Source organism: Stenomitos rutilans (assembly GCF_059505485.1).
In genome coordinates this window covers 101,259-117,765 of sequence record NZ_JCACKR010000017.1, presented here as the reverse complement: position 1 = coordinate 117,765, position 16,507 = coordinate 101,259, and the positions used below count along the sequence as shown (strand labels likewise).

At 50.8% G+C, this 16,507-nt stretch carries 12 protein-coding genes and 1 pseudogene; 7 read left to right on the top strand and 6 right to left on the bottom strand.

All coding sequences use genetic code 11. The features are described 5' to 3' along the window. Positions 1–6: 6 nt before the first annotated feature. The 4 genes and pseudogenes from AC5JLP_RS01865 to AC5JLP_RS01850 all read left to right on the top strand — a co-directional run. Positions 7–483 (top strand): annotated as a pseudogene (locus tag AC5JLP_RS01865) (MarC family protein); the annotation flags it as partial. 222 nt (positions 484–705) lie between these two features. Next, entirely contained in the window at positions 706–1,113 is a 408-nt protein-coding gene (locus tag AC5JLP_RS01860; RefSeq protein WP_496066203.1) for a DUF433 domain-containing protein, read from the top strand. Beyond that, positions 1,110–1,274 carry a hypothetical protein gene (locus tag AC5JLP_RS01855; protein ID WP_496066191.1) on the top strand — a complete coding sequence of 55 codons (165 nt, stop codon included), beginning with the start codon at positions 1,110–1,112 and terminating at the stop codon, positions 1,272–1,274. The genes AC5JLP_RS01860 and AC5JLP_RS01855 overlap by 4 nt, the downstream gene beginning before the upstream one ends. Before the next feature lie 36 nt (positions 1,275–1,310). Then, on the top strand, positions 1,311–1,502 hold the full coding sequence (locus AC5JLP_RS01850) for a hypothetical protein (protein ID WP_496066190.1): 192 nt from the start codon (positions 1,311–1,313) through the stop codon (positions 1,500–1,502). Between the two features lie 244 nt (positions 1,503–1,746). Here the strand turns inward: AC5JLP_RS01850 and AC5JLP_RS01845 are convergent, their stop codons facing one another. Further along, positions 1,747–2,673 carry a LysR family transcriptional regulator gene (locus AC5JLP_RS01845; protein ID WP_496066189.1) on the bottom strand — a complete coding sequence of 309 codons (927 nt, stop codon included), beginning with the start codon at positions 2,671–2,673 and terminating at the stop codon, positions 1,747–1,749. A gap of 93 nt (positions 2,674–2,766) precedes the next feature. Here AC5JLP_RS01845 and AC5JLP_RS01840 point away from each other — a divergent pair, with 93 nt between their 5' ends. Both AC5JLP_RS01840 and AC5JLP_RS01835 read left to right on the top strand, forming a co-directional pair. Further along, entirely contained in the window at positions 2,767–3,510 is a 744-nt protein-coding gene (locus AC5JLP_RS01840; protein ID WP_496066188.1) for an SDR family oxidoreductase, read from the top strand. Between the two features lie 51 nt (positions 3,511–3,561). After that, positions 3,562–4,014: an ester cyclase gene (locus tag AC5JLP_RS01835; RefSeq protein ID WP_496066187.1), complete on the top strand. Its 453-nt coding sequence runs from the start codon at positions 3,562–3,564 to the stop codon at positions 4,012–4,014. Between the two features lie 264 nt (positions 4,015–4,278). Here the strand turns inward: AC5JLP_RS01835 and AC5JLP_RS01830 are convergent, their stop codons facing one another. The 4 genes from AC5JLP_RS01830 to AC5JLP_RS01815 all read right to left on the bottom strand — a co-directional run bounded on the left by AC5JLP_RS01830 (position 4,279) and on the right by AC5JLP_RS01815 (position 13,242). Next, positions 4,279–7,908: a two-partner secretion domain-containing protein gene (locus AC5JLP_RS01830; protein WP_496066186.1), complete on the bottom strand. Its 3,630-nt coding sequence runs from the start codon at positions 7,906–7,908 to the stop codon at positions 4,279–4,281. Positions 7,909–8,168: 260 nt separating this feature from the next. Next, entirely contained in the window at positions 8,169–12,140 is a 3,972-nt protein-coding gene (locus tag AC5JLP_RS01825; RefSeq protein WP_496066185.1) for a GAF domain-containing protein, read from the bottom strand. Then, a complete protein-coding gene (locus AC5JLP_RS01820) occupies positions 12,137–12,427 on the bottom strand; it encodes a helix-turn-helix domain-containing protein (protein ID WP_496066184.1) in 291 nt (96 codons plus the stop codon). Before AC5JLP_RS01820 ends, AC5JLP_RS01825 begins: the two co-directional genes overlap by 4 nt. A 338-nt stretch (positions 12,428–12,765) precedes the next feature. Next, positions 12,766–13,242 (bottom strand): hypothetical protein, encoded by a 477-nt coding sequence (locus AC5JLP_RS01815; RefSeq protein ID WP_496066183.1) that lies wholly within the window; start codon positions 13,240–13,242, stop codon positions 12,766–12,768. Between AC5JLP_RS01815 and AC5JLP_RS01810 the strand changes: the two genes are divergently transcribed. Further along, entirely contained in the window at positions 13,241–13,396 is a 156-nt protein-coding gene (locus AC5JLP_RS01810) for a hypothetical protein (RefSeq protein ID WP_496066182.1), read from the top strand. The two genes, AC5JLP_RS01815 and AC5JLP_RS01810, sit on opposite strands and share 2 nt — an antisense overlap. Here the strand turns inward: AC5JLP_RS01810 and AC5JLP_RS01805 are convergent. Then, the gene (locus AC5JLP_RS01805) at positions 13,389–16,442 is read right to left on the bottom strand and encodes a chemotaxis protein CheB (protein WP_496066181.1); all 3,054 of its coding nucleotides are present in this window, start codon (positions 16,440–16,442) and stop codon (positions 13,389–13,391) included. The two genes, AC5JLP_RS01810 and AC5JLP_RS01805, sit on opposite strands and share 8 nt — an antisense overlap. Positions 16,443–16,507 lie beyond the last annotated feature (65 nt).

Genomic DNA, 16,507 nt, shown 5'->3' with positions numbered 1-16,507 from the left:
AAGGCTGTTGTTTACTCCACAGTAATTTTATTAGGGTCTATTGCAGCAGGACAAGCAATTCTGTCGGCGATGAAAATTCAGTTGCTTTCTTTGCAAGTTGCAGGCGGTTTGATCTTATTATTGCTTGCCTTGCAAATGATTTTCGGCTTTTCGCACGAACCATCAGCAACACCTGAAAAGGGTCATGATATTGCGGTTTTTCCGCTGGCGGTGCCGTCTATCGCAGGAGCAGAAGCAATCATGGCTGTGGTTTTGCTGACAGACAATCAGATCTATTCAATCTCATCACAGGCGGTAACAGCTTGTGTTGTTGTATTCATTATGACCATCATCTATGGGTTGATGCTGCTGGCTAATCCGATTTTACGAATCATCGGTAATAACGGTGCTGCAATCTTAGAGCGTGTTACAGGCATGATTTTAGCTGCACTGGCTGTCGAACTCATCATGCAGGCTATTGGTGCCCAACGGTGGCTTAGGTAAAGATTAAGAAGATGAGCACGAGGCAGAACAAGGCGCTGCACTTGACCTGATAAGCAGTATGGGTGGTCGAATCGTAGCTTATTTTCTCGACTGCCAAAATGGATGCAATCCCGCAAGAACCGAGAAGCAATCCTGAAAGCGATCGCAAAACTCCGTGAATCACTGTGAATGCGTTCGGTTGATAATACTCCCAACCTTTCAGGATTAGGTTTGAGCTAAAATATAGGCGAAGCAGTTAACTCAAGGAGTCTTAGTATAGCTGCATTAGGCACTGGGCAACCAGAGATTACGCGAACAGAGCGTGGTCTGACAATCACAGGAACCCGCATCACGCTTTATGATGTGATGGACTACTTCATAGCTGGCTATCCTGCAAAGCTCATTCGCGAAAAGCTCTGTCTCACAGATGCTCAAGTTGATGCTGCGCTTTCCTACATCGAAGCTCATCAAAGTGAGGTAGAAGCTGAATACCAACAAGTATTGCAAATTGCGGAAGACAATCGGCAATATTGGGAAGAACGCAATCGAAAACACTTTGCCCATCTTGCTGCAACACCCCCGAAACCGGGTCAAGAAGCTATCCGTTCTAAACTCCAAGCTTGGAAAGATAGGCTTGAGTCCAAGGTATGAATTTTCTGCTCGACTACAACTTGAGAGGACAGGCAACCTTACTCTGGGGCACGATCGCGGCTGAAGGATGGCTCGAACTGATACCGATTCGCTTCATTGGGTTTGAGGAAGTTGGTTTACTCGAAAACAGCAGCGATCGTTTAGTTTGGCAGGTCGCTTAAGACAATCAAATGATTATCCTGACTGCAAATCGGAATATGAAAGGGGACGATTCGCTGGAGCAAGTGATCCGGGAAAACAGTACACTGACATCGCTCCCTATTGTGACGATTGGCAATAAAGAGAGACTTGATGAACAAAATTATCGTGAACGATGTGCCAGTCGTCTAGTTGAGATTCTGTTCGATATTGATAACTATACGGGAGTGGGGCGGATCTACATTCCCTAGCCCTATTCTCTCCAATTGGTGTTTTGATTTGCGATCGTAGTTGAGAAACATTTCGTTGGGCGCGGTCTAACAATTCAAATGCAGCGGACGGTTGAGAGTCGTTGGTGCTAAGTTCAAGGTTGTCTGCCGCCGCTGATTTGAGCCGTTATACAGCTAAATTTTTGGCGGGGCGCAATGCAAACCTCACTTGTCGATGTTCTAGGTTGAGTGAATATTGGGGGTATTGGGACTGCCCTCTACCAGTTCAGCTTGCCCATATCTTTTGGGAAATCGTTTTAACTGCTTTGCGTAACCAACGGTTTGCTTCATCTTGATCGTTCAATGCACTCCAAAGCATGGAAACCATCCACGGTTTTGTTTTGATTGGAAGTTCAAAGATTGTCAAGTTGCAGACCGTTGCTAAACGAAGAGCGATGCGGTGAGGAAGTGCTGCTACCAAGTCACTGGATGCGATCGCAAAGGGCAAGGTCAGCATGTGCGGAGTCGTTAAGGCAATGCGACGCTCTAAATTCCGCTGACTTAAGGCTTGATCAATTTCACCAACGGTATCTCGCCGCAGAGTTGTCAGGGCATGGGAGAGATGAGTGAATGTTTCCAAACTCATGGTTCCCTGCCTCAGTTCTGGGTGCCCTTGACGGGCAATTCCCACAAATCGTTCTTCAAAAATCGGTTCCCATTGGGTTTGCCGGGGTGGGTTGGGAAAAACGCCCAATGCAATGTCGATCGCTCCTTGTTCTAACAACCCTCCAACGCTGTCTTTCTCAAATCCAATCATCTGGAAGTTGAGCGATGGGGCGACTTGATGGCTAAATTCCAGCAGCAGTGGCACCAGAACAAAGCTTGTGTAATCTGAACTGCCAATGGCAAAGGTGCGATCGCTGGAGGTCGGATCAAATGTCTGACTGCATGTAATGGTTTGGCGAATCTGTTGCAATGCCGCCAAGATGCCTGGAGCGATCGCCAAAGCTTTGAGGGTTGGCTCCATTTGTCGCCCTAATCGGACAAACAATTCATCTTCAAACAAGACCCGCAAACGATTGAGCGCTGCGCTCATGGCGGGCTGTCCAATTTGAAGCTGTTCAGCGGCCTTAGTGACGCTACGCTGCTCTAGCAATGCTTCAAACGCAACCAGCAGATTCAGGTCGATCGCTGCTAAGTTTATTGATTTCATTAATAGTATTCATGTGTAATATCGACTTGTTCACTAGTCTAAAGGTTGCTACCGTAACAGCATTGCGAATCCAAGATCTATTTTTTGATGAATATGATGCCGAGAGTTGCAGTGGTCACTGGTAGCCATAAGGGGTTAGGCTATGCGATCGCCCGTCAGTTAGCCCAGAAAGAGGATATTCAAGTTGTACTGACGAGCCGTAAGGAGCAAGAGGGTCTTGCTGCCCAACAGCGATTATCCGGTGAGAGCATTCCAGTGGATTATCATCCCCTGGATGTGACGAGCGATATCAGTGTGCAGCAGTTCACCACTTGGTTGCAGCAAACCTATGGACGAGCCGATATTTTGGTCAACAACGCAGGGATTAACCCAACGATGCAGCCAGAGGAATCTAGCCTATTAACGGTTCAAATGGAAACGATGCTGGCAACCTTTGCAACCAATGTTCTAGCAGTTGCTCGCATGACCCAAGCCCTGTTGCCCTTGATGCAAGCACAACACTACGGGCGAATTGTCAATGTTTCTACCGAGATGGCTTCTCTGATGTTGATGGGTAGCGATGACTATCCATTGGCTCCTTCCTACCGCCTTTCCAAAGTTGGGCTAAATGGACTGACGGCTATCCTGGCAAAGGAACTTCAGGGAACCAACATTTTGGTAAACGCTTATTCTCCTGGCTGGGTAAAAACCGATATGGGTGGTTCTAATGCACCCTTCACCGTCGATGAAGGTGCGGAAACGGCAATGTATCTAGCAACGTTGCCTGATGACGGCGCACAGGGCAAGTTTTTTGCCGAAATGCGGAAGTTGGGTGGGGTGATCGCGCTGCCCTGGTAATCAGGTTTGTGATATTTGATTGCAGTGTTATGACAAAAGGAAACAACGACAATGACTCCAACAGAAGAACAAAACTTGACGATCGCTCGTATTTTTGTTGAGCAATTTTTGGGTAGGGGCGATATGTCCGTAGCAGCAGACGTTCTAGACAAACAGGTGCAGGCGATCACCGGATTGAAACCAGATGGTCCGATCAATGGACGTGAGCAGTACCAGCAAATTTTCAGCAGCTTTTTCGACGCCTTTCCTCCGATTCCAGGTTTAGAGATGATCATTGAAGATATGTTTGCATCGGGCGATCGCGTGGTCGTTCGATTCCGATCCGTACAGAAACATGCCAAGGAGTTCTTTGGTCTTCCTGCAACGAATCGAGATATCACCTTCATTGAAACCCACGTCATGCGGCTACAGAATGGTAAGATTGTCGAAAATGTAGTTAGCGCAACGAATCTGGAGTTTGAAATGTTAATGGCTCCTGTTCTGACACCATTAATCCTTAAGTAAACGCGTAATGCCTACTTTGCGCCACAAACTACCAATGATCGCCGTATAACAATTCTGTTGGAGCGGCGAATAAGGTCTTCACGCTTCGTTTGAATGTTATTTGTCTCCGCTCAACAGACCCGTTACATGCAGGCTCAGTTGAGGAAAGTTGCGGATGGCAATACCTTTACGCTGGATCGTTGCGATTACAGCTATCATCGCTCCAACATTACATCTCTTGTCAGATGTACTTGAGTGGGATAGCGGAAGCACAGGGCGATCGATCTACTTTAAGTGGTTTACGACCTTACCGCTGCAAGTGCCTGGCTGATTGAACCAATTCTGTACGCTTGGGTTGGGGGCGATCGCGACTAGAAAGATTTTTCCATTGGAAGTGATTTGTATTCCGGTTGCTTCGACGATTGGGGCGTAGGGTGTAGGGTGTAGGGTGTGGGGGATGAGGGATGGGGTGTAGGGTAATTTTGAATTTTGAACGTCTCCGCGTCTCCGCATCTCCGCGTCTCCCTGTCCTCCTATCCCAGCTACGACCAGCCTCCGTTGATCGCTCCACTCCGCATCATCGTCTAGCTGTTGTTCCGGCGTGGGCGGCAACCCACCGCGACCCGTGATGACAAACGAGTTGCCATTATCGGCAGGACAGCCTTGAGCAATTAATCCTGATGCATCTGCAAGATCAGTGGGTAGCGCCACTAAACCAGAAGTCGGGTCAATGCCTGCGGTAATGACATCGATTGTGCCGCTCAACGCTGACGTTGCACCTGTGGCAGTGATGTCACTGAAAGGGGTGGCAACCAGACTGGGTTGAATGCCAAAGATGGAAAAGGCATTAATGCGAACGTTGCCGCCCTGAAAATCTTCAGAGTTGGCACTGATATTGCTGTCTTCACTGAGCACCGCAACCAGAAAGCGGGTATCAATAGCAATGTTACCGCCAGGAACGTTATTGCCCGTAGCGTTGGTGGTAATGTTGCTGCCATTACGGAGGAGGATGAAAGGCGATCGCAGATTGATATTTCCACCACCGCCCGTTGTATCGGCACGGATGCTGCCTTGATTGTTAAGGAAGATGCGATTCGCATCCACAAATAGAGAACCCGCCGTGCCAGTACCGGAACTACTCACCGTGACTTCCGCTTGGTCTTGAATGTTTAGACTTCCAGTGCGGAGACTTAAATTTCCACCTGCCCCAATGCCCCCCGCTCCAGCGGCGATGATGGAACCATTCCCTGCTAAAGTAATGGATTCGGGAGCAGCGATTGTTAATTGTCCTCCGCGACCGCTGCTGGCGGTGGAGGCAGAAATCTGCGCCCCATCTTGAAGGTTCACTTGGACACTTTGCCCGTTTCCGCGTGGCTGAATTGTTAAATTACCCGCATCTCCGGCACTGGTCGTGCCAGCAAAGAGACCACTGTTTGCGCCTGATAATTGCAAGTTTGGAGTCTTCACTGTAATGTCGCCTGCTCGACCGTTACTAGATGTTGTGGTGAGCAGTTGTCCACCGCTGTTCACAGTCACCGTATCGGCACTGGCTGTAATATTGCCCGCATTCCCGTTGCCAGTGGTGGAAGCTGAGAGTTGAGCGTTATTCAGAACAGAGAGCGATCGCGCCTCAATCTCAATATCACCGCCCCTACCTGCTGCTTCTGAATCGAACGTACTGATAGCATCGCCACCATCAAACAAGACAACACCACTCGCTTGAATCTGGATATTGCCGGCATCGCCTTGCCCTTCAGCATTTGTAATGATTCTTCCCTGGTCGGAAACGGAGAGTGAGCCTGTTGCAAGGCTGACATCCCCGCCGTTTCCCACCGATCCTGGCGTTGCCGAGGTAAACACGCCACTGCGGAGATAAGTATAACTAGGCGCTGTGCCACGAATCTGCACAGAGTCACGTGCCTGGATGGTAACGCGACCGGCATCGCCTGTACCACCTGTGTTTGCAGTATTGATAGCACCCCCGTTGGTTAGAAACAGCGTTCCCGTTGCGATCGCCACATTGCCACCCTGACCGAAAGCACCTGGATTCACTTGCGTGAAGATAGTGCTGGCTATAGTTCCATCCAAAGACTCACCGTCCACGGAAACGCGATCGCGGGCATTAATTGTAACGTCACCAGCATTCCCCTGTCCCGAGGTTCCAGCAATCATTTGAGAACCCTTCACGAGAGATAGTGATTCCGTAGTGATGTTAATAGCGCCAGCATTCCCGATGCCTGTTGGTTCCACAGTATTAAATATAGTACTGCTGTCTAAGGAGACGCGATCGCGGGCATTGATAGTCACACTGCCTGCGTTTCCCTGTCCACTCGTGTTGGCAAGCAGGTAACTGCCCCCTGTGAGCGTAAGTAACCCTGTCGTGATAGCGATATCGCCAGCATTACCGATACTCGTTGGTTCCACGGTATTGAATATCGCACTGTTATCTAAAGAGATGCGATCGCGGGCGTTGATAGATACATTGCCGGAATTTCCTTGTCCTTCCGTTCTGGAAATCAGTGCAGCGTCGTCTGTGAAAGCAAGTGCCCCCGTCGTGATACTGATGTTACCAGCATTCCCAATACCCGTTGGCTCTACGGTATTAAATACCTTACTGTTATCCAAAGAGACCGTATCGCGGGCATGAATATTCACACTTCCTACGTTTCCCTGCCCTCTCACGCTGAAAACTAGTTCAGTACCTCCTGTAAGAGAAAGCAATCCCGTAGTAATGTTGATACCGCCAGTATTACCGATAGCCGCATTTTGCACAGCGTTAAGTATGTAGCTATTGCTATCGAAAGAGACCGTATTGCGGGCATGAATATTTATACTTCCTACGCTTCCCTGTCCGCTCGTAGCAGCAACTAGTCGAGAAACCCCAGTGAGAAAAAGCGATCCGGTCGTGATCGTCATGTCACCCACATTACCTGTGCCCCTAGGAAGTACTTCAATGCGGATCGAGCCCGCATTAAACAAATTGACTGTTTCTGTCGCATCAATCTGAATGCCCCCTGTTTGAGCGCCAACAAAGCCCAAATCAGCATCAATTCCTACCCGAAATCTGCTTTCCTCACTCAAGGAAACGTTTCGGGCTGTGACTGCAATACTCCCACCTTCCCCACCAAGAACGTTGATTCGGGAGTCATTACTGAGAGAGACATCTGCTCGCACAACACTATCGGGAATACTCAGTTGCCAATCTTCGGAAGTAGTTGACAAACCAACGGTTCCTACTCCACCCACATTTCCTGACTCGACATAACTGCCCGGACTCGCTATCCGTCCGTTATCGAATTGCACAGCGCCACCAACCAGTAATAAGTTCTGTTTCACTGGAACTTGTAAACCTGTGCCGTTGAATGTTGATTGATTGACGATCGGCTTGGGTGTCAGTTGATTAAAGAAGAAGGCATTGGGATTTACAGTGAGCAATTGACTCGGTAATGGTTGCGTCGCGTCGCTGCTGAACACCTCACCATTGGGGAAGCCGATCGCATTAGCAGTCGTTGCCGCAAAGGAACCGCCAATGTTGAGGGATGCATTTGGGCCAAACAAAATCCCGTTGGGATTGAGCAGAAATAGATTTGCCGCCCCATTTGCCCGAATTAGCCCGTCGATATTCGAGACTGACCCACCCGTCACGCGGCTGAAAATGTTCTGCACATCAGCGGCATTGTTGAAATAAGCAGAGCCTCCCGTTGGCACAGAGAACTGACTGAAGCTGTGGAACAGGTTGCCGCCTCGCCTTGCCCCACCATCAATTTGCACGTTAGGGTTGCCTGTGACTTGCGATCGCTCTCCAGCAGGCAACGTGGCATCAGGAACAACTTGAGCGGCGATCGGTTGCACACCACCGAATACCCACATAACACTGCTCAGCAAAACCCATGTCCTTAAATTCCATTCGGTCATCTCGCTGCCTCCAGCAATACGTGAAGCACCTTTATCGTTCCCTAGCCGACTTTGAACGATAACCAGATTGCCAGGAGACTTACTTTTGCTGCAATAGTCATACCATTTCAGGACTTAAACGGCTGTTCCTTTTTAGGCCTTTTTTCTACAGAGCTTGAAATGATAGTGACCACGCTTCAATCCGTTTTAGAGCTGCTGGCTTCTATGTTCCATTTGAAACGCCACTGCTGGCCGTTTCGGGTGTGGTTGGGGTTCGGGCATCATGGGTTGCCCCTCAATAGAGCGGTGATCGCCTTCACCAACGCTTCTGGTGCAATGGGTTTACTCACATGCTGTTGAAATCCGGCTTGCAAGGCCTGTTGGTAGTTAAAGTCTCCAGCGTAGGCGGTGAGAGCGATCGCCTTCACCTGTCCATTTTGCTCAGGTGGAAGACCTCTCACCTGCTGCATCAGCATATAGCCATCCATATCCGGCATCCCAACATCACTCAGCAGCACATCGACTTGGGATTGCAGCAGCAGGGCAATGGCTTCTGCCCCAGAAGCCGCGATGCTTACGGTTGCCCCCGCCTGCCCGATCACAAAGGCAATGAAGTCACGCGAGTCAGAATCATCATCCACCACCAGAATGTGTAAACCAGTGAGAGGGGCGTGGGGTGTGGGGTGTGGGGTGTGAGCATTTTCTCCCCATCCCCCCGTCTCCCCATCTTCCTGTCTTTTTATTAACGGTAGCCTGACCGTAAACGTGGCTCCTAACCCTTCGCCCTGGCTCTCTGCCCAAACGGTGCCGCCGTGCAGTTCCACAATCTGGCGGACGATCGCTAACCCTAACCCTAAGCCACCAAACCTGCGCGTGGTGGCGCTATCTTCTTGCTGGAAATAGTCAAAGACATGCGGTAAGAACTCTGGCGCAATGCCTTTGCCATTATCACGGATGGTCATTTGAGCTTGATTGTCTACTGATGCCAGTTTCACTGCCACATGCCCCCCAGCAGGGGTAAACTTCACCGCATTGGAAAGCAAGTTCCACACGACTTGTTGTAAGCGAGTAGCATCACCCGAAACCATAAAGGCTGACAAGTCAGCAGGGAGAGGTGCGGGGAGGTCTGGTTCTTCACTCGCCACTCCTCTCAACTCACACTTCACTTCTATCCCTTTGGCTTCCGCCGCCAGACGCACCGTTTCCATTGCCGCTCGCATCACCGTTGCTAAATTGACTGCGCTAATGTTGAGACTGAGTTTTCCTTGCAAAATGCGGGAGACATCCAGCAGGTCTTCAATCAGTTCCGATTGCAGTTGGGCGTTGCGTTCGATCGTCTTGAGTGCCTGCTCGGTTTTTGCGGCGTCTAGTCTGCCTTGTCGCAAGAGTTTCGACCAACCGAGGATTGGGTTAAGGGGCGATCGCAACTCGTGAGACAACACCGCCAAAAACTCATCCTTGACGCGATTGGCGCGATCAGCTGATTCTCGTGCAGCTTCGGCTGATTTCCGTGCGTGCTGTTCTCCTTGGTACGATCGCGCACTTTCCACCGCTACCGATGCCATCTGCGCCAGTTGCACCAGCAGCGCTTCGTCTTCCTCAGTAAACTCACCCACATATTTATCGGAAAGTTGAATCAGCCCAACGGTTTGCCCATCTCGCCCGACTAACGGTGCAGCTAACCAACCCCGCATGGGAGGATGGTTTCTAGCTTCTGCACCAAAGCCCCGCCAGCGAGGATGCGCTTCCAGTTCAGCTTGAGTCATGCGGATGGGTTGGCTGATCTGACAAATCAGGGCATAGATGCCCGTCCCGTCTATTTGTGCGTCGTAGTCTCGCCACTGGGCATATTTATCCGAGAGGTGAGCGACGGTAATCGCTTCCGTCCAGTTCTGCTCAAACACGATGTTGATCACCGCTTGATGAGTACCAATGATGCGGTAGGCTTGTGCCGTTACAACGTTTAGCACGGCTTCAATAGAGAGGGTAGCGTTGAGCGCGATCGCCGCTTGATTCAACTCGTGCAGTTTGGTGGTGTAGTATTGCTCTCGGCTCAGGAGTTGCTCTCGCTCGTATTCGACTTGTTTGCGATCGCTGATATCCAGTGCGACCCCTGTCATCCGTATGGGTTTACCTGTCAGGTCATAGGTGCAGGAACCTTTCGCCGCAATCCAATGTACGCTACCGTCTTGCCAACAGGTGCGGTATTCAATGTCGTAGTCGGCGTGATGGTTAATGGAATGAGTCACGGCAGCGTGTGCACGATCGCGATCATCTGGGTGCAGGGCTGCCAGAAAGGTGTCGTAAGACATCTCCGTGTCCGGTGGTAAACCAAACAGCGCCTTACATTGTTCAGACCAGGTGAGGCAACCCATTTCCAGATCCCAAAACCACACTCCCAGGCAAGAGGCGGCTGAAGCCAATTGCAATCGTGCTTCACTGTCGCGCAAGGCTTGCTCAGATTGCCGTTGCTCAATCAGGTCGGCGGCTTGACGCGCCAGGAGATCGAGGAACCGCAACTCGCGATCGCTGGGTCGATAGTGGTCACTCCAATGGGTGGAAACCATGCCGATCGCCCTGCCAGAACGGGTGATCAGCGGCGTGGACTGAGCCGAGCGATAACCCGCCTCCAGATGCATTCGGCGTGAACCATCGGGGTCTTCGCTAGCGGGGACATCAAAATCAATAAAGGTGCGATCGCCCGTTCTCAGGGCAATGTCGCAGGAGGTGTTGGAACTGGCATCAAGGCGGTAGAAATGCTCAAAGACAGCGCGACTAAAGCCCTGGCTGGCAAGCGTCAGCAACTTCTGCGTTGCACTGTCAAGCATCTGCACCGTTCCGCCATTGGCGCGGGTGAGCGCGATCGCGGCAGACAAAATCTCTTGATACAGGGTTTGAATGTCGCCTTCTGTGACGAATCGTGCCCCCAGTTCTTGCAGCAGTTGCGTATCTCGCAGATCGGCAGCAGTGGCTTCCTCTGCGCGAGCACGCTCCAGGCGTGGAAAGATCTGGTTAGCGAGTTCACGGAATAAATCAATCTCATCCGCTCGCCACTGACGCGGACGCGAGTCATACCCGTTGAAGAGAAACTTCCATTGCCCATCGCGCAGAAATGGCACGTGGATGAATGCCTGGATGTTAAGTGCGGCACAGTTCTCTGCATGGGTACGCGGATCTGTATTCGTATCGTTAACGATGACAATCTCTCCAGCCCGTACCGCAATGTAGAATGCTTCCGATACAAACTCAGAAATGCGATACGTGCCCATTAGGTTTGGTGCGTCTGCTCGATGCCAGTTGTGCTGCACGATCGCCCGATCCTGGGCCTCGTCCACATCTACAAAGGCACAGATCGAAAGATTCAAATAGGAGCCGATTTTCGCACCAACGGTTTGCATCATGGCATCAGCCGTGGTGAGATGGGCGCAGTCGTTCTGGATTTCAGCTAAAAAGACAAGGTTGGCTTCGCGGCGTTTGCGATCAGTGATGTCATAGGATATTGCCAGCACGGCATAGATCTCACCCTGATCGTTCACCAATGGAGTGCCGTGAGAAATGTAGTGGCGATCGTGGCTGTCATGCTCATGGCTAAACGGTTCACCCTTTAGCGCTTGGCGGTAGTTGGGTTCATAGGTCGCCGCCAGGTCTAGGTCGAGTGCCTCCCAAATGGTTTTACCCACCAGGTCTTCAGACGTCATGCCTGCATCTTCAAGCGCTTTGCCCTCCGCCAGGAGATAGCGCAAATCGCGATCGACCACAAACACCGCTCCCTGGGGCAGGTTCGCCGCTACTGCACGAAAGCGGGCTTCACTTTGCCAAAGTGCTTCCTCCGTCTGACTGCCCCTGGTTCGCGCTGCTGCCTCGCGTTCCATAGTTTCTCGGAGCGTCTGATCGTGTGCTCTAGCATCGGCGAGTGCCCTGTAGCGTGACCGACTGAGCCAGCTGATGACTCCTGCTGCGATCGCAAACAGGCCCAACTGCACGATCGTTCTAATGCCAAAAATTTGTAAGGAGTAGCGTGGCTCAATCCAGAAGTAGCCAATGGCTAGCATGGACAAAACGGTCGCCAGCAACCCCGCTTCCCAGCCTCCCACCCACGCACTGACCATAACTGCCACAAAAAAGAGGGGCGTAACGGTGGGATAGAGCCACGGTGCCAGCAGCTTCGTCAGTCCCAGTGCTACAACCACACTGAAAATGGCTATCCCAAAGTGAAGCAAGCGACTGCTCTGGTTTCTCCTTCCACCCCTCATGCGTTTGCTTCCTTTGCCAGAAAATATTTGCCTCGAAGAGCCTGGCTCCGTTCCCGCAACGTTACATTAGGGGCCTGAGCCAGTTGGTTCAATAATGTGTCAATTTGCTTGAGTGCTAAAGGAGACAGCGTGGCGCGTCCATTTTCCCACCGATTGATGGTGGCAAAGGTCATGCCTAATTCGTCAGCAAACTTTTCTTGGGAGAGCTGCATTATAGCGCGCAGTTCCCGCACGAATTGAGCGATCGCGAGTTGTTGTAGCCGATGCGATTTGGGTTGGGAGCGCATCTTACGGGAAAAATAGAGAGAGAGCTACCTACCACTTTTGACGGAGATCTCCCTTCTGTTATCTATCTGTAGGCTGAAGCCTTGCTCTGATACCAATTTGAATTGAAAATGCGACACATCCTGTAGGGGCAAGGCAATGCCTTGCCCCTACCCACCGATTGATCTGTAGCCGTCATTCTTTAAATCGGTATGAGCTTAAAATGATGCAACATGCTTGAGCGCTACTCAGTCCACCGCAAAGCGGAAGCAAGCTACAGCACTCAGCACTCTTGCAACCGACGTTGCAGAACTTTTGCTGCGCTGTGCTAGAGGCAACAGTGGAGCCAAAAGTGATCAACTTATGAAATGGATAAAGTTGCCGCCGCGATCGCACGTTCAATTAAATCAGTGTTTTTCTCGCAAGCGCAATCGGTGAAAAAGACGAAAATCCCTATGATTTCTTGTTCACAGAACGCTGGAAAGCCAAAGCCAGCTTTAATGCTGAATGCTTTCGCAATTTGGTTACGCAGAAAGTAACTTTCTGACTGCATGGAAACATCGTTAATCCACTCAGGCTGTCGCGATCGCCAAATTCTTCCTGGCAAGCCTTCGTCAATGGATAAAGCAAATTTTTCACTACAGGCTCTAAACTTTCTCAAGTCTTCCAGGCGATCGGAGCTTCGGTTTGGGTGCCCATGCCAAACTGGACTGAGTTCGAGTAGATTTATTTCTAGATTGGGTAGCCAAACTTCGCCATAATCCCAATCAATAACCTGACAAACCCCACTGAGCGCAGCGGCGAAATCAGCATGCAGTGTTGAGGAATCCATACGCATGAAACTAACCATTATTGAATCGCTTCCATACCTCCAAAACCTCACACCCGTTCTCAAAGGACTGTGGCTTAGCCAAACAATCACTACTGTAAGTACTGCATCGCCTGAAATATGCACAACAACCGTCAGGCTACCGTTTCTAACGGCTAATTAGTGATGTCTTCGACCGCCAGTAGAATCATCTGAGTGCTATCAATCTTGGGCATTTTGCGCGCTTTGAGCCGCATGACTTTACGTCCGATTTGTTCAAAATGATGCTCAACCACAAAATCTTGAAACTGGGTATTGTCAGCAAGAATCGCTTCAAGCTGCGATCGCAGTTGGGGAATGTCCCACTGTCCGTCGCCCAGTTCAAACAGCGACTGCTGCTCGGTTTGCACAGGCGCAACCTGAAACGCCTCGTAGAATGAATAATTGGCGGTGATGATCTGCAACTCATCATTGAGCACAAGCAGCGGTTCCCAAATAGTTTCGACGATCGCAGCGGCGTAGCTTCTGGCTTGGAGCAATTGGGCATTACCGCGTTTGAGTTCATCAATATCAATCAAGACCAATACTGCCCCATCGATCTTGTTGTCGAGCGTGCGATAGGGACGAATTTGCAAATGATACCAGTGTCCATCCCGGTCTTGAATCTCCTGAGTCCTTAAATTGAGCGTCCGAATCACCTCCAAAATTTGTTGCTCTAAGTTGGGCAGATTCAGCTTGTGGGTAATGTCGCTCAGGGGTCGCCCAACGTCGGTCGAGATCAGGTTAAAAATACCTTCAATGGCGGGGGTAAACTGCCGAATTTGCAGATCCGCACCCAGCATTAAGATGGGGATCTGAATGCTGTTGAGTAAATTCTGCAAATCGTTGCTGACTTGAGTGGCTTCCTGGGTGCGGCGGCGCAGCTCGTCATTCACGGTGCTCAGTTCTTCATTCACCGCCTGAATTTCTTCTTTTGCCGTCTCCAATTCCTCATTCGTACTCTGCAACTCTTCATTGCTCGACAAAATTTCTTCGTTAGCGGCGCGCAAGTCTTGATTAGTGGCTTGTTGCTCCTCAATGATCGATTGCAGATGCTCTCGCGTTGCGGCCAGTTCTTGTTTAAGCCGATTGATCTCCTGAGTTTCTCTGGCCTTGCGCTTTGGGGTGCTGCTGCCATCGTCGGTTATAGGGGGTAACTCCAGCATCGGAGCATCTTCAAACAGCACTAAAAAACACTCCTGAGCGTTCCCCAACTGAAAAGGGGTGACCTTGATGGCGACTTGCCGCATCTGCTGCGAGGCTGTTCCTCCGTCGGGGTAAATGTTCACGGGTAAGCCATCTCGCTTGACGGGCAAATTCTGTTGTTTTGCCTGATAGATGGCAGATTGCAACTCTCGCCGCAATTCATCTTTCGCCATGCTCAACAGGTTTAAGCTGGCGCGACCCGGTGTTGGTTCCAGGTAGGGGCTGGTCTGTCCCCGAAATTGCAGAATTTCCAGGTTGGCATCAATCACTACTCCAGCGGGGGCGTATTGATTCAACACAATGCGATCGGCTTCTCGTTGCAGCTCTAAGTCGTTGGGAAAAGGCCCAGCCACGACCAGTTGGGGATTGATCATCGCTGGTGTATAAGAGTTGGCGGTCAGCTCAATATTGGGTCGAGCCGTTGTCAGCTTTTTGGCATAAATTTTGTTCTTTTTGTCGTTCAGCGTGAACAGGTCTGTAAAGTCACCGATGGTTTCTGACGTACCTAACATGAGAAACCCGGTGGACTTTAACCCGTAATGGAGAATGGGCAAGAGCCTTTTCTGCAAGGCGTTGCCTAGATAGATCAACACATTACGACAGCTAATTAAGTCCAGCCGCGAAAAGGGTGGATCACCAATCAGGTTTTGGCGGGCAAAGACGCACAGTTCGCGCACGGCTTTACTGATCTGATAGCCTCCCTCAACCTGGACAAAAAACCGATAGAGCCGTTGGGGAGCAACATTGGCAACCTGGCTCGCCGTATAGAAACCGTTGCGGGCATGTTCGATCGCCATCTCACTGATGTCAGTGGCATAGATTTGGATCGGCGTGCGGGGCGACTGATCGGCGAGAAACTCTAGCAGGCAAATGGCGATCGAGTAGGCTTCCTCCCCCGTGGAACAGCCCGCTACCCAGATCCGAATGGGTGTACCGGGCGATCGATCTTTGAGAATGACGGGAAAGACGGTGCTTTTTAAGGCATCAAAGCTTTCCGGGTCGCGGAAGAAACTGGTGACATGAATTAAGCAATCTTGATAGAGCGCCATCACTTCTGTCGCGTTGTTCTGAAGATAGCGAGCATAATCCTCCAGGTGCTCTAGCTTGTACAACACCATCCGTCGCTGGATCCGGCGATTTAAAGTAGTCTGCTTATAGTGGGTAAAGTCAACGCCAGTGGTGCGCCGCAGCAAACTGAAGATCACCGTGAGGGCATCCTGGCTGTTGGCTGGAATAACTTCCAGTGCAACGGGGAGAGAGCTGGCAATGTAGGGATGACGGCTAATTTCTGCCAGTTTCTCGGCAATTTGGTCGGGCGGCAAAACGAAGTCTACTTCGCCTGTGGCAACCGCCGTGTTAGGCATACTGTCGACTTGTGCCGTACTGTCAGATTGGGCAAAGGTGACACCCCCCACCCCTTTGATCGCTTCAATCCCCCGCGCTCCATCGGAATCGCCCCCCGACAGAATGATGCCGATCGCTTTGTTGCCCCGCTCCTCTGCCAGGGAGAGCAAAAACGCGTCTACCGACATAAAGGCACCGAGCGCCTTTGAGCGCGGCTTGAGCCGAAGCGCCCCCTCCACGATCGTCATTGACACATTGGGCGGAATGACATAGATCTGATTGGGTGCTACTATCATCCCCTCTTGCGCTTCCTGCACGGGCATAGCAGTGGCTCTACCCAGAATGGCACTCAACCCGCTTTCGCGATCGGCAGGCATATGCTGAATCAGGACAAACGCCATACCCGTATTGGTTGACAAATGATGCAGCAATTGGGTAAACGCTTCCAAGCCTCCGGCAGATGCACCAACCCCCACGACCGGAAAGACTTCATGGTCGTTGCCGATTTGATCACTGCCTGTTGAATTGACACTGGTTTGATTGTCACTATCCGGCTGTGGCTCACTCGGAGCCTTGCCATCCGAAGCATTATCATCCGAAGGGTTAGGTTGAGCTTTTCTGGAAATGCGTCTGGGTGCCATATTTTGTCGCTGTTAGCTGCGTTGACTACGCTGATTCTAGATGAGTAACCGGAATCTGTTCGGTT